The sequence below is a fragment of the Paenibacillus sp. AK002 genome, from assembly GCF_053903045.1.
This window is the reverse complement of sequence record NZ_CP096377.1, coordinates 4,450,997-4,472,342: the sequence shown is the minus strand read 5'-3', so window position 1 is coordinate 4,472,342 and position 21,346 is coordinate 4,450,997. Positions and strand designations below refer to the sequence as shown.

General features: G+C 50.8%; 20 protein-coding genes. 17 read left to right on the top strand and 3 right to left on the bottom strand.

The window, feature by feature from the left end; translation table 11 throughout:
• Positions 1-89: 89 nt before the first annotated feature.
• The 5 genes from M1D70_RS19750 to M1D70_RS19730 all read left to right on the top strand — a co-directional run bounded on the left by M1D70_RS19750 (position 90) and on the right by M1D70_RS19730 (position 3,359).
• Complete coding sequence (locus M1D70_RS19750; protein WP_009590704.1) at positions 90-473, top strand: GntR family transcriptional regulator; 384 nt, start codon at positions 90-92, stop codon at positions 471-473.
• Positions 470-1,390 (top strand): ABC transporter ATP-binding protein, encoded by a 921-nt coding sequence (locus tag M1D70_RS19745; RefSeq protein ID WP_456287744.1) that lies wholly within the window; start codon positions 470-472, stop codon positions 1,388-1,390. Before M1D70_RS19750 ends, M1D70_RS19745 begins: the two co-directional genes overlap by 4 nt.
• Complete coding sequence (locus tag M1D70_RS19740) at positions 1,362-1,955, top strand: ABC-2 transporter permease (protein ID WP_009590634.1); 594 nt, start codon at positions 1,362-1,364, stop codon at positions 1,953-1,955. Before M1D70_RS19745 ends, M1D70_RS19740 begins: the two co-directional genes overlap by 29 nt.
• A gap of 113 nt (positions 1,956-2,068) precedes the next feature.
• Positions 2,069-2,866 (top strand): SDR family oxidoreductase, encoded by a 798-nt coding sequence (locus tag M1D70_RS19735; RefSeq protein ID WP_009590728.1) that lies wholly within the window; start codon positions 2,069-2,071, stop codon positions 2,864-2,866.
• Between the two features lie 112 nt (positions 2,867-2,978).
• Positions 2,979-3,359: a DnaJ family domain-containing protein gene (locus M1D70_RS19730; protein WP_009590658.1), complete on the top strand. Its 381-nt coding sequence runs from the start codon at positions 2,979-2,981 to the stop codon at positions 3,357-3,359.
• Positions 3,360-3,428: 69 nt separating this feature from the next.
• Here the strand turns inward: M1D70_RS19730 and gluQRS are convergent, their stop codons facing one another.
• The gene (gene gluQRS / locus M1D70_RS19725; RefSeq protein ID WP_456287743.1) at positions 3,429-4,406 is read right to left on the bottom strand and encodes a tRNA glutamyl-Q(34) synthetase GluQRS; all 978 of its coding nucleotides are present in this window, start codon (positions 4,404-4,406) and stop codon (positions 3,429-3,431) included.
• A gap of 169 nt (positions 4,407-4,575) precedes the next feature.
• Between gluQRS and hrpB the strand changes: the two genes are divergently transcribed.
• From hrpB to M1D70_RS19690, 7 genes are all read left to right on the top strand, one after another.
• On the top strand, positions 4,576-7,086 hold the full coding sequence (gene hrpB / locus M1D70_RS19720; protein ID WP_456287742.1) for an ATP-dependent helicase HrpB: 2,511 nt from the start codon (positions 4,576-4,578) through the stop codon (positions 7,084-7,086).
• A gap of 78 nt (positions 7,087-7,164) precedes the next feature.
• A complete protein-coding gene (locus M1D70_RS19715; RefSeq protein WP_009590725.1) occupies positions 7,165-7,716 on the top strand; it encodes a general stress protein in 552 nt (183 codons plus the stop codon).
• A 285-nt stretch (positions 7,717-8,001) separates the two neighbouring features.
• Positions 8,002-9,198, top strand: a complete 1,197-nt coding sequence (locus M1D70_RS19710; RefSeq protein WP_456287741.1) for an acyltransferase — start codon at positions 8,002-8,004, stop codon at positions 9,196-9,198.
• 322 nt (positions 9,199-9,520) lie between these two features.
• Complete coding sequence (locus M1D70_RS19705) at positions 9,521-9,880, top strand: helix-turn-helix transcriptional regulator (protein ID WP_009590710.1); 360 nt, start codon at positions 9,521-9,523, stop codon at positions 9,878-9,880.
• A gap of 38 nt (positions 9,881-9,918) precedes the next feature.
• Complete coding sequence (locus tag M1D70_RS19700) at positions 9,919-10,923, top strand: Gfo/Idh/MocA family protein (protein ID WP_456287740.1); 1,005 nt, start codon at positions 9,919-9,921, stop codon at positions 10,921-10,923.
• Between the two features lie 188 nt (positions 10,924-11,111).
• Positions 11,112-12,377, top strand: coding sequence for an MFS transporter (locus tag M1D70_RS19695; protein WP_456287739.1), 1,266 nt, complete (start codon positions 11,112-11,114; stop codon positions 12,375-12,377).
• A gap of 82 nt (positions 12,378-12,459) precedes the next feature.
• Positions 12,460-13,020: a helix-turn-helix domain-containing protein gene (locus M1D70_RS19690; protein ID WP_456287738.1), complete on the top strand. Its 561-nt coding sequence runs from the start codon at positions 12,460-12,462 to the stop codon at positions 13,018-13,020.
• 66 nt (positions 13,021-13,086) lie between these two features.
• On the opposite strand, the gene M1D70_RS19685 is transcribed toward M1D70_RS19690, so the two are convergent.
• Entirely contained in the window at positions 13,087-13,650 is a 564-nt protein-coding gene (locus M1D70_RS19685) for a TraR/DksA C4-type zinc finger protein (RefSeq protein WP_456287737.1), read from the bottom strand.
• 234 nt (positions 13,651-13,884) lie between these two features.
• Here M1D70_RS19685 and M1D70_RS19680 point away from each other — a divergent pair, with 234 nt between their 5' ends.
• The gene (locus M1D70_RS19680) at positions 13,885-14,262 is read left to right on the top strand and encodes a DivIVA domain-containing protein (protein WP_009590687.1); all 378 of its coding nucleotides are present in this window, start codon (positions 13,885-13,887) and stop codon (positions 14,260-14,262) included.
• A gap of 67 nt (positions 14,263-14,329) precedes the next feature.
• Here the strand turns inward: M1D70_RS19680 and M1D70_RS19675 are convergent, their stop codons facing one another.
• The gene (locus tag M1D70_RS19675) at positions 14,330-14,896 is read right to left on the bottom strand and encodes a cupin domain-containing protein (protein WP_456287736.1); all 567 of its coding nucleotides are present in this window, start codon (positions 14,894-14,896) and stop codon (positions 14,330-14,332) included.
• Between the two features lie 248 nt (positions 14,897-15,144).
• Between M1D70_RS19675 and M1D70_RS19670 the strand changes: the two genes are divergently transcribed.
• The 4 genes from M1D70_RS19670 (at position 15,145) to nagE (ending at position 21,323) form a co-directional block, all read left to right on the top strand.
• The gene (locus tag M1D70_RS19670) at positions 15,145-17,826 is read left to right on the top strand and encodes a CHASE3 domain-containing protein (RefSeq protein WP_456287735.1); all 2,682 of its coding nucleotides are present in this window, start codon (positions 15,145-15,147) and stop codon (positions 17,824-17,826) included.
• Positions 17,827-18,105: 279 nt separating this feature from the next.
• Complete coding sequence (locus M1D70_RS19665) at positions 18,106-18,993, top strand: PRD domain-containing protein (protein WP_456287734.1); 888 nt, start codon at positions 18,106-18,108, stop codon at positions 18,991-18,993.
• Position 18,994: 1 nt separating this feature from the next.
• Positions 18,995-19,492 (top strand): PTS sugar transporter subunit IIA, encoded by a 498-nt coding sequence (locus tag M1D70_RS19660; protein WP_456287733.1) that lies wholly within the window; start codon positions 18,995-18,997, stop codon positions 19,490-19,492.
• Between the two features lie 361 nt (positions 19,493-19,853).
• A complete protein-coding gene (nagE, locus tag M1D70_RS19655; protein ID WP_456287732.1) occupies positions 19,854-21,323 on the top strand; it encodes an N-acetylglucosamine-specific PTS transporter subunit IIBC in 1,470 nt (489 codons plus the stop codon).
• Positions 21,324-21,346: the final 23 nt, after the last annotated feature.

Sequence of the window (21,346 nt, the reverse complement as noted above, 5' to 3'; positions counted from 1 at the left end):
TATATATACAATAAATACTTTATATACACATCATCAACATAACTGAACCCTAATATCAGGCACAGAAAAGGCGGTGAAATATTATTGCGATGATTCAGATTATTCTATCCCATTCCAGCGGCGAGCCGATTTACTTGCAAATTGAAAGACAGATCCGGCAGAGCATCATGCGCGGAGAGATGAAGCCGGGAGAGCCGCTTCCTTCTATCCGGCAGCTAGCCAAGGACTTGGGAATCAGCGTTATTACGACGAAGAGGGCATACAGCGAGCTGGAAGCCGTCGGCTTGATCGAGTCGATGGTAGGCAGAGGCTCCTTCGTATCGGGAGGCAATCAGGATATGATTCGGGAGCAACGCCTGCGCCTGATCGAAGATAAAATCAGGGATATTCTCGAGGAATGCCGAAGCATTCCTATAGAGGCCGAGGAATTGATCGAGATGATCCATACAATAAACAAGGAGGAATCCGAATGAAGAATGTAGACGGAATACAGGATCAGGATCAACCAGCAATGCAAATCAACCATCTGAGCAAGAAATATACATCGTTTGCGCTGAACGACATTTCCCTTCTTATCCCTAAGGGATACATTACCGGATTGATCGGCCCCAACGGAGCCGGCAAAAGCACGCTTATCCGCTCCATCATGGGGATGGTTGTCCCGGATTCAGGCCAGATCGCCGTGAATGGCCGGCGGCTTCGCTCGGACGATGCAAGTTATAAGGAAGAGATCGGTTTTGTTTCGGACGAGAATATTTTTTATGAGTATTTAACGCTGAATCAAATTATCCGCATGACGTCCCCTTTTTATAAGCGCTGGAACAGCACCAGAATGGATCAGCTGATGCAGATGTTCGAGCTTCCCGGCAGAAAGAAACTAAAGGATTGCTCGAAAGGCATGAAAATGAAATTTTCCATTGCGATGGCCATGGCTCATGATCCGCGAATATTGATTTTAGATGAGCCGACAGCGGGTCTTGATCCGGTATTTCGCAGAGAGCTGCTGCAATTGCTGAGCGATTTTATACAGGATGAGAACCGGACGATCCTGTTCTCAACGCATAATACGGATGATCTGGATCGAATAGCGGATTACATCACCTTTATTCACCGGGGTCGCATCGTGTTCAGTGAAGGCAAGGATGAAATTATCGACAAATATGTCATTGTCAAAGGCAGCAGCGACCTGTTGGATCCGGATGTCCGCAAGCAGTTTACCGGCCTCAAGGAAACGCCGTACGGGTTCGAGGCTCTCTCGGCAAACCGGGAATCCGCGCACAAGCTGTTCGGAGACAGCGTGTTATACGAGCGGCCTGCCCTGGAGGATATTATGTATTACACTTCGAAAGGAGACACTGTTCATGAGTCATATCGTTCCCCTCATTCATAAGGATTGGATGGTCATCCGAAAATATGCTTGGCTCTTTGCGATCTGGCTGGCGTTGTTTTCGTTTGGCAATGCCGTCGGCATCCTAGGTTATATGGTGGCCGGGATGATGATCATCGTCATTTCGAATACCGATTTGCATCCTTTCCATAAATATTCCATGAGTTTGCCGATACCGCGCCGGGACATTGTGTTGAGCAAGTATGTCTCTTCCCTCTTGTTTATGTTGATCGGGTTATTGGCGGGTTTCCTGGTCCAAATCGCTTATATCTGGTTAGGCGGGGATGGAGAAGGCGCTGTTCTTTATCAAAATATTGTGTCCGGCATTTCCTTGATCCTGTTTATTGCCGTTTACTATCCTCTCTATTATTGGCTGGGGCCCAAGGGCGGACAAACGCTGAAGCTGGTGCTGGTAGCGGTGTTGTTCGCGATTACGATGGCTATCAATACGCTGTGGTCGGATGGCCTGCAAACGGATTATCTTTGGTATGGACTCGGCATATCCTGCCTGGTGGTTTTCGCTTCATATCAGCTCTCAACCTATATCTTTTCGCGAACGGACGTGTAAGTCCAATCGGATCTTGCAAAAAATTAGAAATCATGATTATAAAACAACTCCTTTTGGGTAATCTTGTGACAGATGAACGCATAACGGATAACGACAAAAGGAGCGTGTTGGACATGAATGAAGGACACGGACGTTTTCATGGGAGAACGGCGATCATTACCGGTGCCGGATCAGGCATCGGAAAGGCGGCTGCCATTCAGCTGGCGAAGGAAGGCGCGAATGTGGCCTTATTCGATCTGTTGGATGATCGGACCCATCAAGCGGAATCGGAGATCAACTCCATTCGCGAAGGGGCGGCCAGAGCATTCGACGTAGATACAACCGATCCCGACAGGGTGGAAAAGGCAGTCCTTGAAACGGTGGAGATATTTGGCGGCGTCGATATTGTATTTGCCAATGCAGGGATCAACGGCGTCATGACGCCGATCGATGAAATGAAGCTGGAGGAATGGGCCAAGACGCTGAACGTAAATTTGAACGGGACGTTCCTGACGGTCAAATATGCAATTCCGCATCTCAAGAAGAGGGGGCAGGGCAGCATCATCATTACGAGCTCCGTCAATGGCACTCGAACCTTCTCCAACTTTGGCATGAGCGCCTATAGCACAACCAAAGCGGGACAGGTCGCTTTTGCGAAGATGGCTGCGCTGGAGCTGGCTCAATTCAAGATCAGAGTCAATGTGATTTGTCCCGGCGCGATATCCACCAACATCGACCAAAGCACGAAGAAGCAAGGGGATCTGGAGGAAATCGTGATACCGGTTGAATATCCGGAAGGAAGTCAGCCGCTGGCAGACGGGCCGGGGACGCCGGAAGAGGTCGCCGATTTGGTGGCGTTTCTCGCTTCCGACCAGTCGAGACATATTACAGGGGCACAGATATTCATAGATGGAGCGGAATCGCTGTTGTAATGTTGAAAGGGATCGGATGACCTGCGTGTGATCCCCTACATTTAGAACTTGGAATATCCCGCGGGCTGATTTATGATGAGAGGACGAAGGAACAGGAGGAGGCTGGATTTACATGAGCATCTTTTCCAGATTGGCTGAGCAGAAGATCGAGGAAGCGATCCGCAACGGAGAATTCGATAACCTGCCTCTTGCCGGCAAAAAACTCCCGATCGACGATCTTTCGCACATCCCGGAAGATTTGAGGATGTCCTACCGCATCATGAAAAACGCGGGTTACGTTCCTGAAGAAGTAACGCTTCGGAAGGAATGCGTCCAGCTCTATGATTTGCTCGGCGCTACCCGAAACGAGGGCGAGCAGGAGCAGCTCAAACGTAAGCTCAATGAAAAGCACCTTAGGCTGCAGTTGCTGCTGGAACAGCGGGGGTTAAGCGGTAACAGCGCGTTTACGCAGTATGAGTCCAAGGTCAGGGAACGATTAACCGGTAAGGAATAACGGAACAGCGCCAGTCTTTCTTCTCGCCACGAGAATGAAAGGGCTGGCGCTGATTGTTTTTCGCTAAAGTTAAAGCTCGAACAGCCGGTTTTTGACAGGATCCGAAATTTTTATGGGGAATGAAGAAACTTTCGATAAATCAAAAACAGGGATCAATTCCGCAGGAGTTGCTGCTTCCGGGTGATCCAGGAGGCCGGCTGTCCATGCCAGCCAGCCGGTTAAGCGTTCCGGCGCGATGCCCTGGCCGCGTAGAAAGGAGAGGCTGAGCCCCCGGGTTCGCTTGGCCAGCCGTTTGCCCTCCGCATCCACCATCAGCGGTGTGTGCGCAAACTGCGGCGGCTGATAGGACAGCGCTTCATACAATAGCAGCTGACGAGGGGTGGAGTCCAGAAGATCAGCTCCTCGGAGCACATGGGTTATGCCCATTAGCGCATCATCCGCCACCACCGCGAGTTGATACGAAATGATATCGTCGGCTCTCCTCACGACAAAATCTCCGCCGTCGGATAGTCGGTAACGCTGAACCCCGGCAATGCCGTCAACAAAGGAAACGATTCTGTGCGGCACCTTCATGCGCAGCGAAGGTTTCTTATGAATCTCTTTCAGCGCAGCTTCCTCCCGGGTCAGCTCTCGGCAGGTTCCCGGATAGCGAAAGCCCTCCGATGCAATGCCATGCGGTGCGCTGGCTGCCGCCGTTATATCCGCCCGGCTGCAATAGCAGGGGTACAGCATATTCGATTCCTTCAGTTTGGCGATTTCCCGTTCGTACAATGCGTGGCGAGCAGCCTGATGATACGGCCCGCAGGCTCCGCCAACGCCGGGGCCTTCATCCCAATCCAATCCGAGCCATTCCAGATCTCTCATGATCTCGTCTGCGAGCTCTTGGCGGGAACGCTGCACATCGATATCTTCGATTCGGAGTATATATTGACCGTTCATACTCCTCATTTGCAGCCATCCAAGCAAAGCGGTCAATGCATTGCCGATATGCATCTTGCCTGATGGCGTAGGGGCAAAGCGGCCGCGAAATGTGGCTTGCTGCTCCATACATTTCACCTTCCGACTAATTGAATCTTGATGTTTCACAGGAATGATATTCATATTGTAGCGCATATGCATCGATTCTCGCCAGCCAATGGCCTACTTGACGTAAATCGGCTGTTTAATATAATTAAGGGATTATATTGATATTCGATAGGATGACGGAGAGATATCCATGACTGAACTACCGATTCACCGAGTATTACCACAATTGAAAAAGGCTTTATCGACAGGAACTCATGCCGTGTTGATCGCTGAACCGGGTGCAGGTAAGACGACGCAAGTGCCGCTTGCTTTTCTGAATGAACCTTGGCTTGCCGGCAAACGGATCATCATGCTGGAGCCCAGAAGGATTGCGGCCCGCTCAGCGGCGGGATTTATGGCGGCCTCATTGGGAGAAGCGATAGGAGAAACGATCGGGTACCGGGTTCGGATGGACAGCAAGATCGGACGGGACACTCGGATCGAGGTCGTCACGGAAGGCGTTTTGACGCGGATGCTGCAGGCTGATCCGGAATTGACCGGCATCGGCATGATTATATTTGACGAATTTCATGAGCGGAATTTGCAGGCCGATGCCGGACTGGCTTTTGCGATGGAATCCCAAGCGGTCCTGCGGGAAGATTTAAGGCTGCTGGTCATGTCCGCTACCCTTGAGGCGGAGCCGGTTGCGAAGCTTCTTGGAGACGCACCGGTCATCGTCAGCGAAGGGCGTGCTTTTCCGGTAACGACTCACTATCTGCGCTCGTTCCCTCTGGATGAGATACATAAAGGTGCCGCTATCGCCATTACGCGCGCGCTCGCCGAACAGGAAGGCGATATACTCGTATTTTTGCCAGGTGCTCGTGAAATCAGGCGGACCGCGAATGAATTATTAAGAACGGGCTTAAATCCAGAAGTCGTCATTCGTGAATTATACAGCGCCCTTCCGGCGGAGAAGCAGGATGAAGCCATAAAACGAGATGTGAACGGACGGCGTAAAATTGTTCTGTCCACAAGCATCGCGGAGAGCAGCATTACCATTCAGGGGATCAAAACCGTCGTGGACAGCGGTTATATGCGAACAGAAGCATTCTCCCCGAGAACGGGACTGCCGCAATTGATCACGAGACGGCTGTCCAGAGCGTCTGCCGATCAGAGAAGGGGCAGGGCAGGCCGCGTCTCGGCCGGCGTGTGCTATCGCTTGTGGAGTGAGGAAGAGCACCGCCATCTGCCGGAGAGTACCATTCCGGCGATCCGCGAATCCGATCTTGCGCCGCTGGCCTTGGAATTGGCCGTATGGGGTGCGCGTGATCCGGAGCAGCTCGCTTGGCTTGACGCGCCGCCTCGGCTGGCCTATGCGCAAGGTCAAGCGTTATTGAAGCAGCTTTCGGCTCTGGATGATACGGGCAGCATCACCCGGCATGGCCGTGAGATGGCGCTGCTTGGAGTTCATCCGAGGCTGGCTCACATGCTGCTTAAGGCACAGGAAATCGGCGAGGCCTCGCTGGCCATCCGAATCGCCGTTCTGCTTCAGGAGCGCGATATACTGAGCCGAAGCGAAGCGCTTCGGGACCAGGATTTGCGTACGCGCGTGGAACGGCTTCTCTTGTTTGAACAGCATGGACAGCGATCCGCCCAGCAGGACACGGTGAACGAAGCCGTGCTGCAGCGGATGAAACAAGAGATTCGGAAGCTCCACGCCCAGCTGAATATCGAATATGCAGCTGACGGTGACCTGAACCTCTGCGGCCTGCTGCTGTCGTTTGCCTATCCGGATCGGATCGCGAAGAACAGGGGAGGCAGCGGGTTTCTCATGCGCAGCGGCAGGGGCGTGAAGTTGGCTGCGGTTCAGCCTATGAGCCGTGCCAGGTACATTGTGGCCGCATCCGTAGACGATCAAGGTGCAGACGGGAATATCCAGCTAGCTTCCGAAATGGACGAAGCCTGGCTTGAGCAGTATTATCTTGACGAGATGGAACAGCAGAAAGAAGTCGCATGGGATACAGCTTCCGGCAGCATCAGGGCCAGGCAGAAGCTGATGCTGGGAGCCATCGTTATCAAGGAACAAGCCTATCCCAATCCGACAGGGGAGGAAATAGCGCGCGCCTTGCTGCAAGGGATCAGGCAGGAGGGCCTTGGCTTATTTCAGTGGAGCAAGGCGGCCGTGCAGCTGAGAGAACGGATGGCCTTTATGTTCCGGCACGAAGCCGAAGGGGATTGGCCGGATGTATCGGACGAAGGATTGCTGGATCGCGCGGAAGCGTGGCTGCTTCCTTATTTGGACGGGCTGAGGAATCGTAATGATATCAGGCGACTGGCACCCGGAACGCTCTTGGAACATATGCTCAGCTGGGAGCAGAAGCAGCAGCTTCAAAAAGAAGCCCCGACGCATATCAAGGTGCCGAGCGGGTCGCAGATCCCGATCAACTACAGCAACCCTGAACAGCCGTTTCTGGCCGTTCGTCTGCAGGAGATGTTCGGGATGCGGGACACGCCGCGCATTGCCGGCGGGCGCGTTGCGCTGACCTTACATTTGTTGTCGCCTGCGCAGAGACCGGTCCAGGTTACCTCTGATCTGTCGAGCTTTTGGGCAAACGGGTATTACGAGGTGAAAAAGGATCTAAAGGGTAGATATCCTAAGCATTATTGGCCTGATGATCCGCTGGAGGCGATCGCAACAAATCGGACCAGACCCAAGGCATAACAAGGCAGCGCCACGTTTAATTTCCCCTCCCGTCGGGTAATGTTAAATATGAACGACCACCGATGAGGAGGGTTTATCATGGAGAAGAAAGTTGTTGGGGTATTTCGTTCGGAACAGGAGGCCGCTCAAGCTATAGAGCAGCTGCAGCGGCACGGAATTCCGAACGATGCCATTTCCATTATAGCGAAGGATAAACGCGAGGCGGACATGATAGCCGAGCAGACGGGAACGATGGCTCCCGAAGGAGTAGCTGCGGGTGCAGCAACAGGCGGCATACTTGGAGGCACGGCAGGATTGCTGGCTGGGCTGGGAGCCCTCGCCATTCCCGGCATCGGCCCGATTCTTGCGGCCGGACCGATAGCAGCGACCCTTACGGGCGCAGCAGTCGGTGCGGGAGCCGGCGGGCTGGTCGGAGGCTTTATCGGCCTTGGCATCCCGGAAGATGAGGCGAAGGAATATGAGTCCTATGTCGAGCAGGGACGGATTCTCGTCATGGTTGACGCCGATCAAGAGAATACCGGCATTTACGATATATTCCGCGATTACGATTACAGAAACGAGGGGCGATACGGTGCGGTTGATCCAGACCGGAACGACACACTGCCGCCGCGAGGAACTACGCTGCTGTAAGTAGCGTGAACCGGTTCCGATTCGGAACCGGTTTTTTTGCGGTCAGAAAGTAACCCTTCGTCATTTGTGCCTCCGAGATATTCGTTAGAAAAGAGGTCTCTACCTGCGGCAAGTCTTCCGTGAATGCATGCCGATAGAAGTTTTTCATTATATACATAATCATACGGGTGAATGCCAGGTATGGAGCCAGCCGTCATGGCCAGTAAATAATTGGATTAGCCCGTCACGGGAGAAGTCCCTTAAAATGAGGTTGATTCATATGAAGCCAGATGAAGGGGGAGCAGTATGTCCAAACAAAGAATTCCGGAAATCGAGCGCCTCCGAGGAATGGCCTTCCTGGCTGTGGTTTTGCAGCATTCCATCGCGCATTATTCGGTCGCGCCGGGGATGACGTCAAATGATGGCCTGATGATGGGCTTCCTTCTGATGGCGACGAAATTCGCTGTGCCCGTCTTTATTTTTATTACCGGCATGGTGTTGTTTTATAATGATAAAGGCGGTTTGCAATACGGCAGGTTCATCAAAAGACGATTCGGCGACATTTATGTTCCTTTTGCCGTATGGACCCTGATCACATTATTAATCAATCATAAGTTTAATCCCGCATGGATCGGGGACTGGAAATATCTTGGGGAAGTATGGTTAACCGGAAAAGCCAGCTCGCATTTTTGGTATATTATTATGCTGTTCCAATTTTATTTGCTGTATCCACTCTTCAGATCCGCCATACTAGGAATCAAGGAACGATGCGGCGTACGGACGCAGCTTACGATACTGGTTCTTTCCGGGCTGCTGTACGTGGGCTTGACGGGAGTTATCAATGATATCGGGCACTTGATGGGAAGTTTGAGCATACCGGTGTGGAGCGAGCTGTTCACAACCTATGCGGATCGGAATGCACTTTATTATTTCTTCTATTTTGCGCTTGGGGCAGCAGCCGGTTTATATCATGCCTATTGGATAAAATGGCTCAAGAAGGCCCGACCGGCCATATGGCTGGTCTTTGCATTTACGTTCGGCTGGATGCTCATGCAGGCCGTGAATGAAATCCGTTCAGCGGAGAATGGAGCGATCACGTTCTATTCCTTGTCGCTGCTGCGGCCGATGATGGCGCTTTTCCTGATTAGCTCCATCATGGTCATGTACGATACGGCCGGCTGGATTACCCGCCATGCCGGAGCGCGGACGAATGCGCTCCTAACCTCCATTGGCGTCTATTCGTACGGTGCTTACCTGATGCATTTATTAACGCTCCGGATAAGCTATGCAGTCGACGGGTATCTGCTGATCGGCATGCCATCTCTGGTGAGGATCCTTTCTTCATGGATCATCAGCGTGGCGATAGCGTACGCCGCAACTCGCCTGCTTGCAAAGCTGCCGTTCGGAAAATGGCTCGTCGGCATCGCGGGTGCACGGAACCCTCGCTCTATTCGGCCATACGGCAAATCGCATCCATCCGCCGGGACAACCACCGGCATGTGAAAACAAAATGAAGCCCACCCTTTAGGGTGGGCTTTTTCATGGGCTCGCTCCATCGTTCCTAAGACCCAAACGAACCAAACGACCGAATCAACAACAGGTGAAAAACTAAACACTATACAATTACAACATATGAAAAATTCACAACAGAAAAAGCATGGGCATCCCTGCCTCATTCCCATGCGACCATCACCTGCCAACGTTTCAATCCACGCCTTCTTGGTTTAAAAAGAGAAGGATGCTTCCTATTGTGCAAACTGGGAAACTGTGGGTTATAATAAGGTATATTATGGGACAAGTAGCTCGTGAAGGAGGAGGCGTCCGAATGGCATTTATGATCGCGCAGCGCGCTTTTATCAAAGTATATCTTATTACCATGGTGGAGCAGCAGCGCGGATATGGATATCAGATGCTCGAAGAACTACGGCAGGAATTCAAGAGCCATGGATATTCGCCGCCGCAAAGCGAAATCTATCGTGCTCTGCATGAATTGGTGCAGGAGGGGGTTCTATACCGTACCAAACAGCTTAAAGGAAACGATCCGCGGGTCGATTTCCAGGAAATCGTACTTTATCATTTTACTGACGAAGGTGCCGAGAAGGCCAAACTCTATAAAAAACAGGTTAAGACCGATTTGGATCGATGCTTGGGGATCCTTCATAAAGCCGTAAACGACAATTATTAAAAATAGATCCGGAATGCAGCCAAAGGAGGAATGACCTCGTGAGCAAGAAACTGCGCTTTGGGATTATGAGTACCGCTCGTATTGCAAGAAATTCAATGATACCCGGCATATTGAAATCGGAACGCTGTGAGGTTGGGGCCGTAGCAAGCCGCAATGCCGATAAAGCCAGGGAGCTCGCGGAACGATACCATATTAAAACATACTATGGTTCTTATGATGAGCTTCTGGCGGATCCTGACATTGATGCGGTGTATATTCCGTTGCCGAATCACCTGCATAAACCTTGGACTATCAAAGCCGCTGAGGCCGGAAAGCATGTTCTGTGCGAGAAACCGGCGGCCCTGACGGAAACGGATGTCCGTGAGATGGCTGAGGCAGCCAAAGCACACAACGTGCTGTTCGCCGAAGCCTTCATGTACCGCTACCATCCGAAGCACGCGCGTGTACGCGAAATCATCGAAAGCGGCGAAATCGGCCAGCTTCGCGGAATACACGGGTCGTTCACCTTCAACAATGCGGAGGATAAAAGCAATGTCCGCTACAGCAAGGATATGGGCGGAGGTTCGATCTACGACGTGGGATGTTATCCCATCTCGGCGGCGAGAATGATATACGGACAGGAGCCTAAAGCCGTGACGGCCCACGCTTTTTTCTCCGAGGAGCATGACGGCGTGGACATGATGGTACATGGAATAATGGAATTTGACAATGGACTGGGCCTGACATTCGACTGTGGCATGTGGACCTACTCCAGATGCTCGTTAGAGATTGCGGGAACCGACGGCAGGATTGAGCTGCCCTCCGCCTTCGGCTGGGAGAGAATGGAGGATATGGCCCAGATATTCGTTCATACGGCCAAGGGAACCCGCGAGGAAAAAGTGGGGATATACAACCATTTTGCCCTGCAAGCGGACGCCATGGCTGCTGCCGTGATGGATGGCGCGCCATTGCCATACGGTCCGGAAGATGCCATCAGCAATATCAGAGCCATCGAAGCATGCCTTCAAGCAGCGAGATCATCTTCACGGGTGGAAATTAAATAAAGCTGCGCTATCAAATATAAACGTTAGACCTTAAATCGCCAACATGGCGATTTATTTTTTTTGCCTATTGCATTCCTCTTCAAAATCATTAAAATAAACTTAACGTTAAAAAATATTTAACGTAATTATAATTTTAACGAACAAAAAAGTTTAATGAAACCATTTCATAACGAAGAGGAGAAAGAAACATGCAAAATGCCGCCGTTTTGGAAAAACAAGGCTTTGGCCAACTGTTGAAAATCCGCCCGTACCTGATTTATTTATCTGCTCAAGCCATTACCCGATTAGGGGATTCCTTGGATTCCATCGCTTACAGCTGGATGGTTTATATGCTCACAGGCTCAGAGCTGTTAATGGGGACCTTGTTCGCTTTTAACTTTCTGCCGGGATTGCTTTTCAGTTTGTTTACGGGAACCTTTGTAGACCGCTGGCCTAAGAAAAGAGTCCTCGCCTTAACCTACCTCAGCCGCGGCATCGTGGTGTCTCTGACGGCCTTTTTGTATGCGATCGGTTCTCTTGAAGTCTGGCATCTGTTTGTCTTCACGTTCCTGAATTCAACGCTCGAATGTTTCTCCAGACCCGCCGAAACCTCCATCGTTCCCCGGCTGCTCCCCAAGGAACAGCTGCTCGCGGGCAATTCTTTCTCTACATCCGTGAGCCGCAGCGCCGAATTAATCGGTCTGTCCATTGCCGGAGCCCTAATCGCCTTGATCGGAATTTCGGGAACGATCCTGATCGATGCCGTGACGTTTCTAATCGCCGCGGTTATTATCGCCTTTATGCCGAATCCCGAAGCGGCCGAACAGGCCGAATTCCCTGGACCGGTGTCCGAGAAAGAAAGAACGGTGCTCGGCGACATCAAAGAAGCGCTTCTGTTTGTGAAGCAGCATTCGCTGCTTCTCATTACGACGATTCTGGCGATGATCAATAATTTCTGCTTGGCACCGTTGAACGTGCTGCAGCCGGTCTACGTCAAGGAGACGTTGGGTGCCGGTGCGGGAGGTCTGAGCGTAATGGGAACGGCGCTTCTGATCGGTATGATTTGCAGCGGGCTATGGATTGGTCGCTACGGCAAGAGTTTCAAAAAGAGCACCTTGATCATGTCAGGATCGATCATGCTCGGGATCGGATATTTTGCTTTAGGGATTCCAGGGCATCTCCCGGCGTGGCGCGTGGAGTCCGCGGCGGTCTGCATGTTCGTTGCCGGTTTTGCCGTATCCATGCTGAATGCCCCGATCTCGACGTATCTGATGGAAGTAACGCCGCGGCATATGCTGGGCAGAATTGGCGCCCTGATGACGGTATTGTGCACGGCTGCAATTCCTGTCGGAAGCCTGATAACGGGACTTGTTGCAGAGCATCAATCCCCTCCCGTGCTCTTCTCGTTGATGGGATTCGTCATGCTGGTGCCCGTGCTGTTCCTGATTCGAAAGAAGAGTTTCCGTGCCATCTGAATCCGTCGTCGTTTTTGTAATTTCGTCATTCTCGGCCTATAATGAGAAGGTGAAAAATTAACGTGAAACTGAGGTGTACGGTGTGGAAACGAAGGAATTGACTACACTGGAAGAGATCAAAATATATTCAGATCCATATCGGCTCCAGATTTTGAATGTATTAAACAAGATGGATCGTCCGGCAACCGTAAAGGAGGTTGCGGACAAGATCGGGGATGTGCCTGCGAAGGTTCATTATCATATGAAGAAGCTGGAGCGGATCGGCCTGGTCAAGATCGTATCCACCAAAGAAATCAACGGAATTATCGCTAAATATTACGAGCCTTTTGTCGGTACGGTAAAGATCAAGCGAGGGGCGGATTCCGACGAGCCGGTCATCAAGGAATTGATTCGGTCCGAAACGAACAAATTATTATCCGAGCTGTTCGACCAGAATCGAGACCGTTTCTTTAAAAATATGAGCCAGGATGGCGAAGCGACGTCCATGTTGACCAATACCACCTTGTATATGAGCGAAGATGAAGCGCGCGAGTTATTTGTTGAGCTGGATAACATGCTGACCCCTTATAAAAAGAAGCGAGGGGAAGAGTACGACGAATACGAGTTTTTTGCTTCCAATGTTCGGAACCATAAAGAATCTTGATTATGCAAAAAAAGCTGGTACCCAAGCATCAGGTACCAGCTTTCCCTTCTAATTTGCCAAATCAATTCATACATTCTTCTTATAATCGTCTTGTCCTGGTTTAATGGACATGCCGGGCGATGTGGAGGTTCCGTAATCTTCCACGGCATCCCAGGCGCCGGCGTCATCAAATTTACCGTCGGCTGCTTGGCGGTTGACGCCGGCGCCTGATGGGGGCGGGGTCATGACATCCTCTTCAACCGGACGGTTGTCGTTGATGTCTTTTCGCGGAGTATGATCGAGGCAATAGGCCGTATAAGGCAAAGCTTCCAGCCGTTCATACGGAATTTCCCGTCCGCATTCGGCGCAGGTTCCGTATTCGCCTTGGTCCATACGCTGCAGGGCAGCATCAATCTGCTCCAATTCACGCTCGAGCGTCTCCTGAATGGCCAAGTCCCGACCGCGTTCGAAAACTTCGGTGCCCACGTCAGCGGGATGGTTGTCGGCAGCGCTCAGCTCTCCCGTGGAGTCTCGCAGGGAAAGATCCTTGTTGGTGTCTTCCCGGGACACCAATTGATTTTCCAACCGTTCTTTATCACTGAGCAACCGTTGTCTTAGTTCACTGTATTGTTGTTTTGTCATGCTGGTCATAGGAATAGTCGCTCCTCTCTGGGTTATGTGCACAATAGAACTTCTTATGTAAATTCAATACCCGAAAAGGATTGGTAACAATCACATGAAGGATGGGAATGACGGCCTGCCGTTTTTGGAACATTCTCCAAAAAAGCCCCGGAGTGTTTTAATCACGGTGCTTAATATGATATAAACAATGATAGAGAGAAGGCTAAGAAGAAGGGCTGCACCAATATTTGGAGGTAAATCATTATGGATGAACACATGAAACGCCGATTGGATAAACAGAAAAAGCTTTTTCGGCAGCTAGGCATTCAACTGGACGCTTTGTCTATCCATGAAAAGAATTTTTCGAATAAACTGCGGGGTTACGATCAGGAGGAAGTGGATTCCTTTCTGGACGAAGTGATCCAAGATTATGAGCGGTTCTATGCCACCATCTCCGATCTGATGGACAAATGGCAGGAGCAGCAGATCACCATTCGCGATCTGAGGGCTGGCGTTAAGCCGGAAGCTGAGCGTCCGGCACTGAATCCCGAAGAGATCGAAGAGACGGTGGCGAAGCTGGAAGCCGACTTGAGGCTTCTGAAGAAGCAGATCCGCCCTGAACAAAGATTCTATATTGATTAATGCCATACGATGCGAGCGATATCATTACATAAGAAGTGTCCCAGCAACAAGAACCACACGTGGCCGATCACCGGCTGCGTGTGGTTTTGTTGTTAGGTTGCCCGGTTTTGAGCCACGGCGGCCCCGGAATGGGCTTTTCCGAAGTCTCGCTCTCGATCCTGTCTTGAAGCGGGATGGGCGTAAGGAGTGTCTTCGTGGAAAGCTGCTTGTTCGGGTCGTCGCCTTCAAAGGCATCTTTTTCGTAAAGCGAAAAAGGCCATAAAGGTGCAAGGTCGATTTGGTGCGGATGCCCGGTTCGATAGATCAAGAGCAGGATCGTCCCGTGGGATAGCGATGTAATCCAGTGGCACCAACCGATCGGGGCATGCACCACCTGACCGGGTACGGCTTGAAACACGAGATTTCGGTGACTTTCCGGATCCACCAGGGAATAACTGATGTCTCCTTGAATGATGTAACACAATTCATCGGTATCCGGATGGCCGTGAGGCGAGAGGCCCTCACCGCGGCCGAGATGGATTTCCGACATGAACATGCCCTGTAGAAGGGGCAGCTCCAGGGACGACACGTTCGCTGCTCCTCGACCGGCAGTACGTTCAGCCTGTTTCCTGGAATGATATACATGCCTTGTCAACGCAGTGTCTCCGCAAACGCTGTTACGATCCTCATATGAGCGGTCCTCCTTTTTTAGCTGGAATATATCAAAAGTGTACAAGCACGTCCCCTAACAATATATGCCCAAACGTGTATAAATCTGACTGCCTACGACTAAAGAATCATTGATGACATGAAAACTGGTTTTGCTTGTAAACCATTTTCATAACAATTACTATGAGAATATGAGCAGACTTATACAGATCGAAAATAAGGGAGGTTAGCCGTTTGTCTAACAACCTGAAATTCAACATCCGCAGCAAGATTGTCATCGGCTATTTATTGATATTAATGTGTCTTGGAGCTTTTCTCTGGATTGTTTCCGACCGTATCTCTTCCCTGCAGCAAGAGGCGGATTTTATAGAGAAACATGATATCGAAGTACATAATCTCACGCATGAAATCGAGAAGAATATGCTGGAGATGGAAACCGGCCAGAGAGGGTACGTCATCACGGGCGATGAAACCTACCTGGAGCCCTTCAACCAAGCGCTGTCGTCCTGGCAGATCAATTATAACAAGCTGTACAAGCTTGTGAGCGATAACTCGGAGCAAGCCAATCATCTGGAAAATATTAAGGAGAATATCAAGGAGTGGATTACCAACGCCGGACAGCCTGCGGTTCAACTCATGCAGCTCGGACAAGATGAAGAGGCTCTTCATTTCTTTATTAACGATCCCGGAAAGCAAGCGATGAATTCGATTCATGAGCTGTTCCTCTCTTTTCGAAGCAAGGAACGGGAACTGACAACGAGCAGAATCGAAGAAATGAAGGAAAGCAATGCCCGTTTATTGAACACGATGTATCTGTTATGGGCCGGTGCGGCACTGATCACCATATGTGCGGCTTGGGTCATTTCGAAAAGCATCGTAAAGCCGATCAACCAAGTGACCAACGTCATCTCCGATATTGTCAATGGAGGGAATATATCCCAACGCATCCATGTGCATTCCAATGACGAGGTCCGCCAGTTGGCCGATACAACCAACGAACTGCTCGCACAGGTTGGCAGGCAGAACTGGGCCAAGGATCATGTCTCGGTCATGTCGACGATTCTTCAATCGTCCGATCGCGTGGAGACGGCCGTGCAATTCTTCATTCATAAGCTGGCTTTGATCATGAAGCTTCCGTATGGGGCGGTGTTTATTACCCGGTCAGGATCGGAACTGGTTAAGGCTGCTGCTTTTGCCGACCCGGACGGCGAGCCTTGGAACAAGGTCCGGGATCGTTTCCTGCCGGGCGAAGGTTTGGTGGGGCAGTGCATGCTGGAGCAGCGTATGATCATACTGGACGATATACCGCCCAACTATGTGCGGATCGAATCGGGACTCGGCGATGCCGAGCCTTCCACGCTGCTGCTGGCACCCGTGATGTTCGAGGGACAAGTTCTCGGCGTGATCGAGTTGGCCAAATTCCAACCCTTCGATGAGCTGGAGATTCAGCTCATCGAACAGTTGAATTTCCAGCTTGGAGTGACCTTGAATTCGATTCAAAGCAAAATGGAGATCCAGCAGCTGTACCATGAATCCCAAACGCTGAATGAGGAGCTGCAGAGCCAAACCGAAGAGCTGCAAGCTCAGACCGAGGAGCTTCAGACCCACTCCGTGGAAATGCATTTGCTGAATGAACGGTTGGGAGCTCAAAAGGAAGCAGCTCTGATTGCAGCCAGCGAATTGGAAAAATACGCGAAAGAGCTGGAGAAGAGCTCCAAATATAAATCGCAGTTCCTGGCCAATATGTCCCATGAGCTGCGGACGCCGCTGAACAGCATGCTCATCCTCTCCCAGATTTTAGCTGAGAATAAGCAGGGGAACCTGACGGAGGAAGAGCAGCATTATGCTACCGTCATTCATAATTCCGGCAGTGAATTGTTGAATTTGATCAATGACATCCTGGATCTGTCCAAGGTCGAGGCAGGTAAGATGCAGATCGAAATGGACTTGGTGAACTTGACGGAGCTGCCGGAGCTGATGCAAGGATACTTCTCCAAAAGCGCGGAATCCAAAAATCTGGAATTTGATATCGAGATGGCGGATGACCTCCCCGACATGATGTACAGCGATGGGATGCGCCTTCATCAAATTCTGCGCAACCTGCTCTCCAATGCGATTAAGTTTACGGAGAGCGGCAGCGTGAAGCTGCGGGTAAAGAAAATGAATTCGATTGTCACTTCGGATTTCATTATCAGCGGCGATGTCATTGCGTTTTCCGTTGAGGATACCGGCATCGGGATTGCGGCAGAGCACCTACAGCCGATCTTCGAAGCATTCCAGCAAGGTGAAGAAACCACGGCGAGAAAATTCGGAGGCACGGGTCTCGGCTTATCGATATCGCTGCATTTAGCCAAATTGCTTGGCGGGTATATAACCGTGGAGAGCGAGGAAGGGATCGGCAGCACCTTTATCTTATATTTGCCGCTCGTAACGGAGGGCGGTGAAGCCGACAGCCTGTTTATGCTGCCCGAAGTAGCTGCCACCGCAAGCGACAACAACTTGAGCGATATCCGGATGGAAGAGTACGAACAGGAGGAGCTTAGCCGGTTGGAGAACAAGACCGTATTGATTGTCGACGATGATATACGGAATGTGTACGCATTGACCAATGCGCTGGAGAAACTCCAGCTGACCGTGCATACAGCCCAGAACGGCTTCGAGTGCTTGGAGCTGTTAAGCAAGCATCCATCCATCGATGCGGTATTGCTGGATACGGTCATGCCTGAAATGGACGGCGTCGAAACGATGAAGCGGATTCGGGAGAACCCGGAGTGGAGCGATCTGCCTCTGATCGTCATGAGCTCGAATGCGATGAGGGATTCGGATCAATTTCTTGGAGACGGTGCGAACGGATACCTTCACAAGCCGCTCCAAATCCGCGAGGTCATCCATATGCTTCAGAAATGGATAGGGTAATAAGGGAGCAGGTCAAAATCCGGGAATGACGGCGCGTATGCGCTGGTTCTTACATGAGCATGTCGTAAGTTGACGAATGCAAGCGGGTTGTTTTATGATGGAATCATAGCTGAAACATAAAACGGCGTGTTACCTAAAACAGGGCATGAGCCAAGAAGAGACATCTTTTTATAGGGGGTCTTTTCTTGGCTTTTTCAATGTTCATGCGGTGGGAGTATTTCTTCGTATATGAATCCTATGGCGGAACACTGTTTAAACTTAAAGGAAAGGGGGAAGTTAATGAGCGGGATCGAGTTGTTTACAGTCGTTCGTGTTATTGGTAACAATGTCGTGATGGTTATTGGCGGTAAAAAAGAATCGGAATACGTTATCTTAGGTAAAGGCATCGGCTTCGGCGCAAAAATAGGCGGCACGATCGCTTCGGACGATAAGCGGATTGAAAAGCTGTTCAGGCTGGAGGATCGGGAACAGTGGAGCCAAGCTCACCATCTGCTGGAAGAATTTGATCCGCAGGTGATGGAGATTACGGATCAGATACTGAATCTCATCGGACAGGAATTTCCGGGCACATTAAATGATAAGGTATACTTGGCGCTTCCAAGCCATATCCAGTTTACGATTTACAGAATCCGCAAAGGCATGGATATTATTAATCCTTTCCTTGAAGAAACCCGCATCAGCTTCCCAAAAGAATATGATATTGCAGCCAAGGCAGCGGAATTGATCGGCAAGACCTTCGATATAGAGGTTCCTGAGGATGAGATTGGCTTCTTGACCTACCATGTGTATTCGGCCGTAAGTCATGTACCCGTTGGCCATCTGGTCAAGGCATCGAACGTAGTGGGAAGCCTGGTGAGGTATATTGAAGAGGAGCGGCAGGTGGTCTTTGACCGGGGAAGCATGGATTATGTTCGTCTGCTCATGCATTTAAGGTTCTCGGTAGATCGCATCTTGAATCAGGAAATCCATGTGGATAATCCGTTCGCGGAACAGATCCGCTCCAAGTTCACGCAGGAATACGGGTTGGCAACACGTCTCGCAGGCATGATGGAGAAAGAACTTGGCAAGAAAGTGCCCGAATCGGAGGTCTGCTTTCTAGCTATGCATTTATACCGGCTCTTTACAGGCCGACTACAGCAAAAGAATCAACCCAGGGAGGAATCTTAATATGTTTGATCGTTGGAAAAAGAAAAAAACAGCTACCGTCATTCAACTCACAGCCCCATTGTCGGGTAAAGCCGTGCCTTTATCGCAAGTGCCCGATGAGGCATTTGCTGCCGGACACATGGGCCAAGGCATCGCCATCGAGCCTTCCGAGGGCAAATTAATCGCGCCTTTTGACGGGACCGTTGCGCATGTCATCAAGTCCAAGCATGCCGTCATGCTGGAGGATCCAGCAACCGGTCTGCAGTATTTGTTCCATATCGGGATTAACACGGTCGGTTTGAAGGGTGAAGGCTTTACAAGCCATGTTCAAGCCGGTGATCAGGTGAAGACGGGTCAGACGCTCATCGAGTTCGACATGGCAGCGATCCAGGCCGCCGGTTATCCGACGATTACCCCGATTATCGTAACCAATGCGGATGAAGTGGCTTCCAAGGTGGACGGTCAGACCGGTGACGTCGTGTCCGGCCAAAATCCTGTTTTGACCATTGAAATGAAATAATTCAATTCTATAGGCGATTGATTGAAATTTTGGTTATTGACAGAACAGGAAGCCGTGAATTAAGATAACAACATCAAATGAATACGTTTTAAGGCGTGTTACCATAAACATGGGCATGAGCCAAGGAGAAACGGACTATTTAATGTATAGTCGCCGTTCTTCTTGGCTTTTTTTGTTGGCTTAGAAATGATGATGGCATCCATGCCGCCTTAAAATGAGGAATACAAGAGGCTCGCAAGGAGGAGGATTTCTGAGGTTTTTCTGTTCCGGAGTGAATGGGAAGAAAATGGTTATTATATCGACGCATTATGTAAACGGTTTCAGCGAAAGCTAAATTATTGAAGTTGAAAGGATGATTGACATGCTGGCTAAATTGCAAAAGCTGGGTAAATCCCTTATGCTGCCGGTGGCCACTTTGCCTGCGGCAGGTATCTTGCAGGGGCTTGGATTGATCGACTATCAAAAAGATATACCTTTGGGAGCTCTCGGAGCTTTTCTGAATCAATATGTAACTCCGTTCATGACATCCGGCGCGCTAGCCATTCTGGATAATCTGCCGATTATTTTTGCGATCGGCGTTGCGATCGGATTCGCAGGGGACGCCGTTGCGGGTCTCTCCGCGCTTATCGGTTATATGGTGCTTACAAGAGTGCTGGCGCAGGTGCCGCTGCAAATGCCGTTCATACCGGATGACGTGAAGCTGAATATGGGCGTTCTTGGCGGGTTCTTTGTCGGCCTGTGGTCCGCTTACCTGTATAACAAATTCCACAACATTAAAATGCCGGATTGGTTGGGCTTCTTCGCGGGTAAACGCTTCGTTCCGATTATCACGGCAGCCTCCACGATGGTGCTCGCGGTGTTGATCGGCATGATTTGGAGCCCGATCCAGGATGGCATTTCCGCCTTCGGCAACTGGGTTGTCGGTCTTGGAGGCATCGGATCGTTCATTTTCGGTACGGCCAACCGCTTGCTGATCCCTCTGGGTCTGCATCACGTATTAAACTCCATCGCCTGGTTCCAGATCGGCGATTACACGAATGCCGCGGGCGAAGTCGTTCACGGCGACCTGTGGCGTTTCTTTGCGGGAGACCCGACGGCGGGTATGTTCATGTCCGGTTTCTTCCCGATCATGATGTTTGCGATGCCGGCTGCGGCGCTGGCCTTCATGCATACCGCCAAGCCGTCCAAACGCAAGCTTGTCGGCTCCATCTTTATCGGTTCGGCAGTGGCTTCGTTCCTGACCGGTATCACTGAACCGCTTGAATTCGCATTTATGTTCATTGCCCCGGTATTGTATGTAGTCCATGCGATTTTGACAGGCCTTTCCGGATTGATCATGTATGTCCTGGATGTACATTTGGGCTTCTCGTTCTCGGCGGGCCTGATCGACTACCTGGTGAATCTGAAGCTGTCTACCAATGCGTGGCTGCTCCTGCCGGTAGGCTTGGCTTTCGGAGTCGTGTACTATCTGCTGTTCAGAATCCTCATTGTCAAGCTGAACTTGAAAACGCCTGGACGCGAGGAGGATGACGAAGAGGATACGGTTTCTGACGATGGCGATACAGCTGCCCCGGCTCCATCCGGCACGGTATCCAATGAGTCCAAGGCGGCCAAGGTTCTGCAAAACATCGGCGGCGCGGATAATATTACCAGCATCGATGCTTGCATCACACGCCTGCGTCTCGTGGTTAAAGACGAGAAGGCGGTTAAAGATTCGGAGTTGAAAAAATTAGGCGCATCCGGTGTTATGCGTCTGGGTCAAGGCGCGGTTCAGGTCGTATTCGGACCGCAGGCGGAATCCATTAAAGATGAAATCAAAAAGATGATGTAAATGTGGCAGCATCTGCTGCTAAC

Coding starts and splice junctions, on each gene's coding strand:
- M1D70_RS19750 (WP_009590704.1), top strand. CDS start 90: ATGATTCAGATTATTCTATCCCATTCCAGCGGCGAGCCGATTTACTTG.
- M1D70_RS19745 (WP_456287744.1), top strand. CDS start 470: ATGAAGAATGTAGACGGAATACAGGATCAGGATCAACCAGCAATGCAA.
- M1D70_RS19740 (WP_009590634.1), top strand. CDS start 1,362: ATGAGTCATATCGTTCCCCTCATTCATAAGGATTGGATGGTCATCCGA.
- M1D70_RS19735 (WP_009590728.1), top strand. CDS start 2,069: ATGAATGAAGGACACGGACGTTTTCATGGGAGAACGGCGATCATTACC.
- M1D70_RS19730 (WP_009590658.1), top strand. CDS start 2,979: ATGAGCATCTTTTCCAGATTGGCTGAGCAGAAGATCGAGGAAGCGATC.
- gluQRS (WP_456287743.1), bottom strand. CDS start 4,406: ATGGAGCAGCAAGCCACATTTCGCGGCCGCTTTGCCCCTACGCCATCA.
- hrpB (WP_456287742.1), top strand. CDS start 4,576: ATGACTGAACTACCGATTCACCGAGTATTACCACAATTGAAAAAGGCT.
- M1D70_RS19715 (WP_009590725.1), top strand. CDS start 7,165: ATGGAGAAGAAAGTTGTTGGGGTATTTCGTTCGGAACAGGAGGCCGCT.
- M1D70_RS19710 (WP_456287741.1), top strand. CDS start 8,002: ATGTCCAAACAAAGAATTCCGGAAATCGAGCGCCTCCGAGGAATGGCC.
- M1D70_RS19705 (WP_009590710.1), top strand. CDS start 9,521: ATGGCATTTATGATCGCGCAGCGCGCTTTTATCAAAGTATATCTTATT.
- M1D70_RS19695 (WP_456287739.1), top strand. CDS start 11,112: ATGCAAAATGCCGCCGTTTTGGAAAAACAAGGCTTTGGCCAACTGTTG.
- M1D70_RS19685 (WP_456287737.1), bottom strand. CDS start 13,650: ATGACCAGCATGACAAAACAACAATACAGTGAACTAAGACAACGGTTG.
- M1D70_RS19680 (WP_009590687.1), top strand. CDS start 13,885: ATGGATGAACACATGAAACGCCGATTGGATAAACAGAAAAAGCTTTTT.
- M1D70_RS19665 (WP_456287734.1), top strand. CDS start 18,106: ATGAGCGGGATCGAGTTGTTTACAGTCGTTCGTGTTATTGGTAACAAT.
- M1D70_RS19660 (WP_456287733.1), top strand. CDS start 18,995: ATGTTTGATCGTTGGAAAAAGAAAAAAACAGCTACCGTCATTCAACTC.
- nagE (WP_456287732.1), top strand. CDS start 19,854: ATGCTGGCTAAATTGCAAAAGCTGGGTAAATCCCTTATGCTGCCGGTG.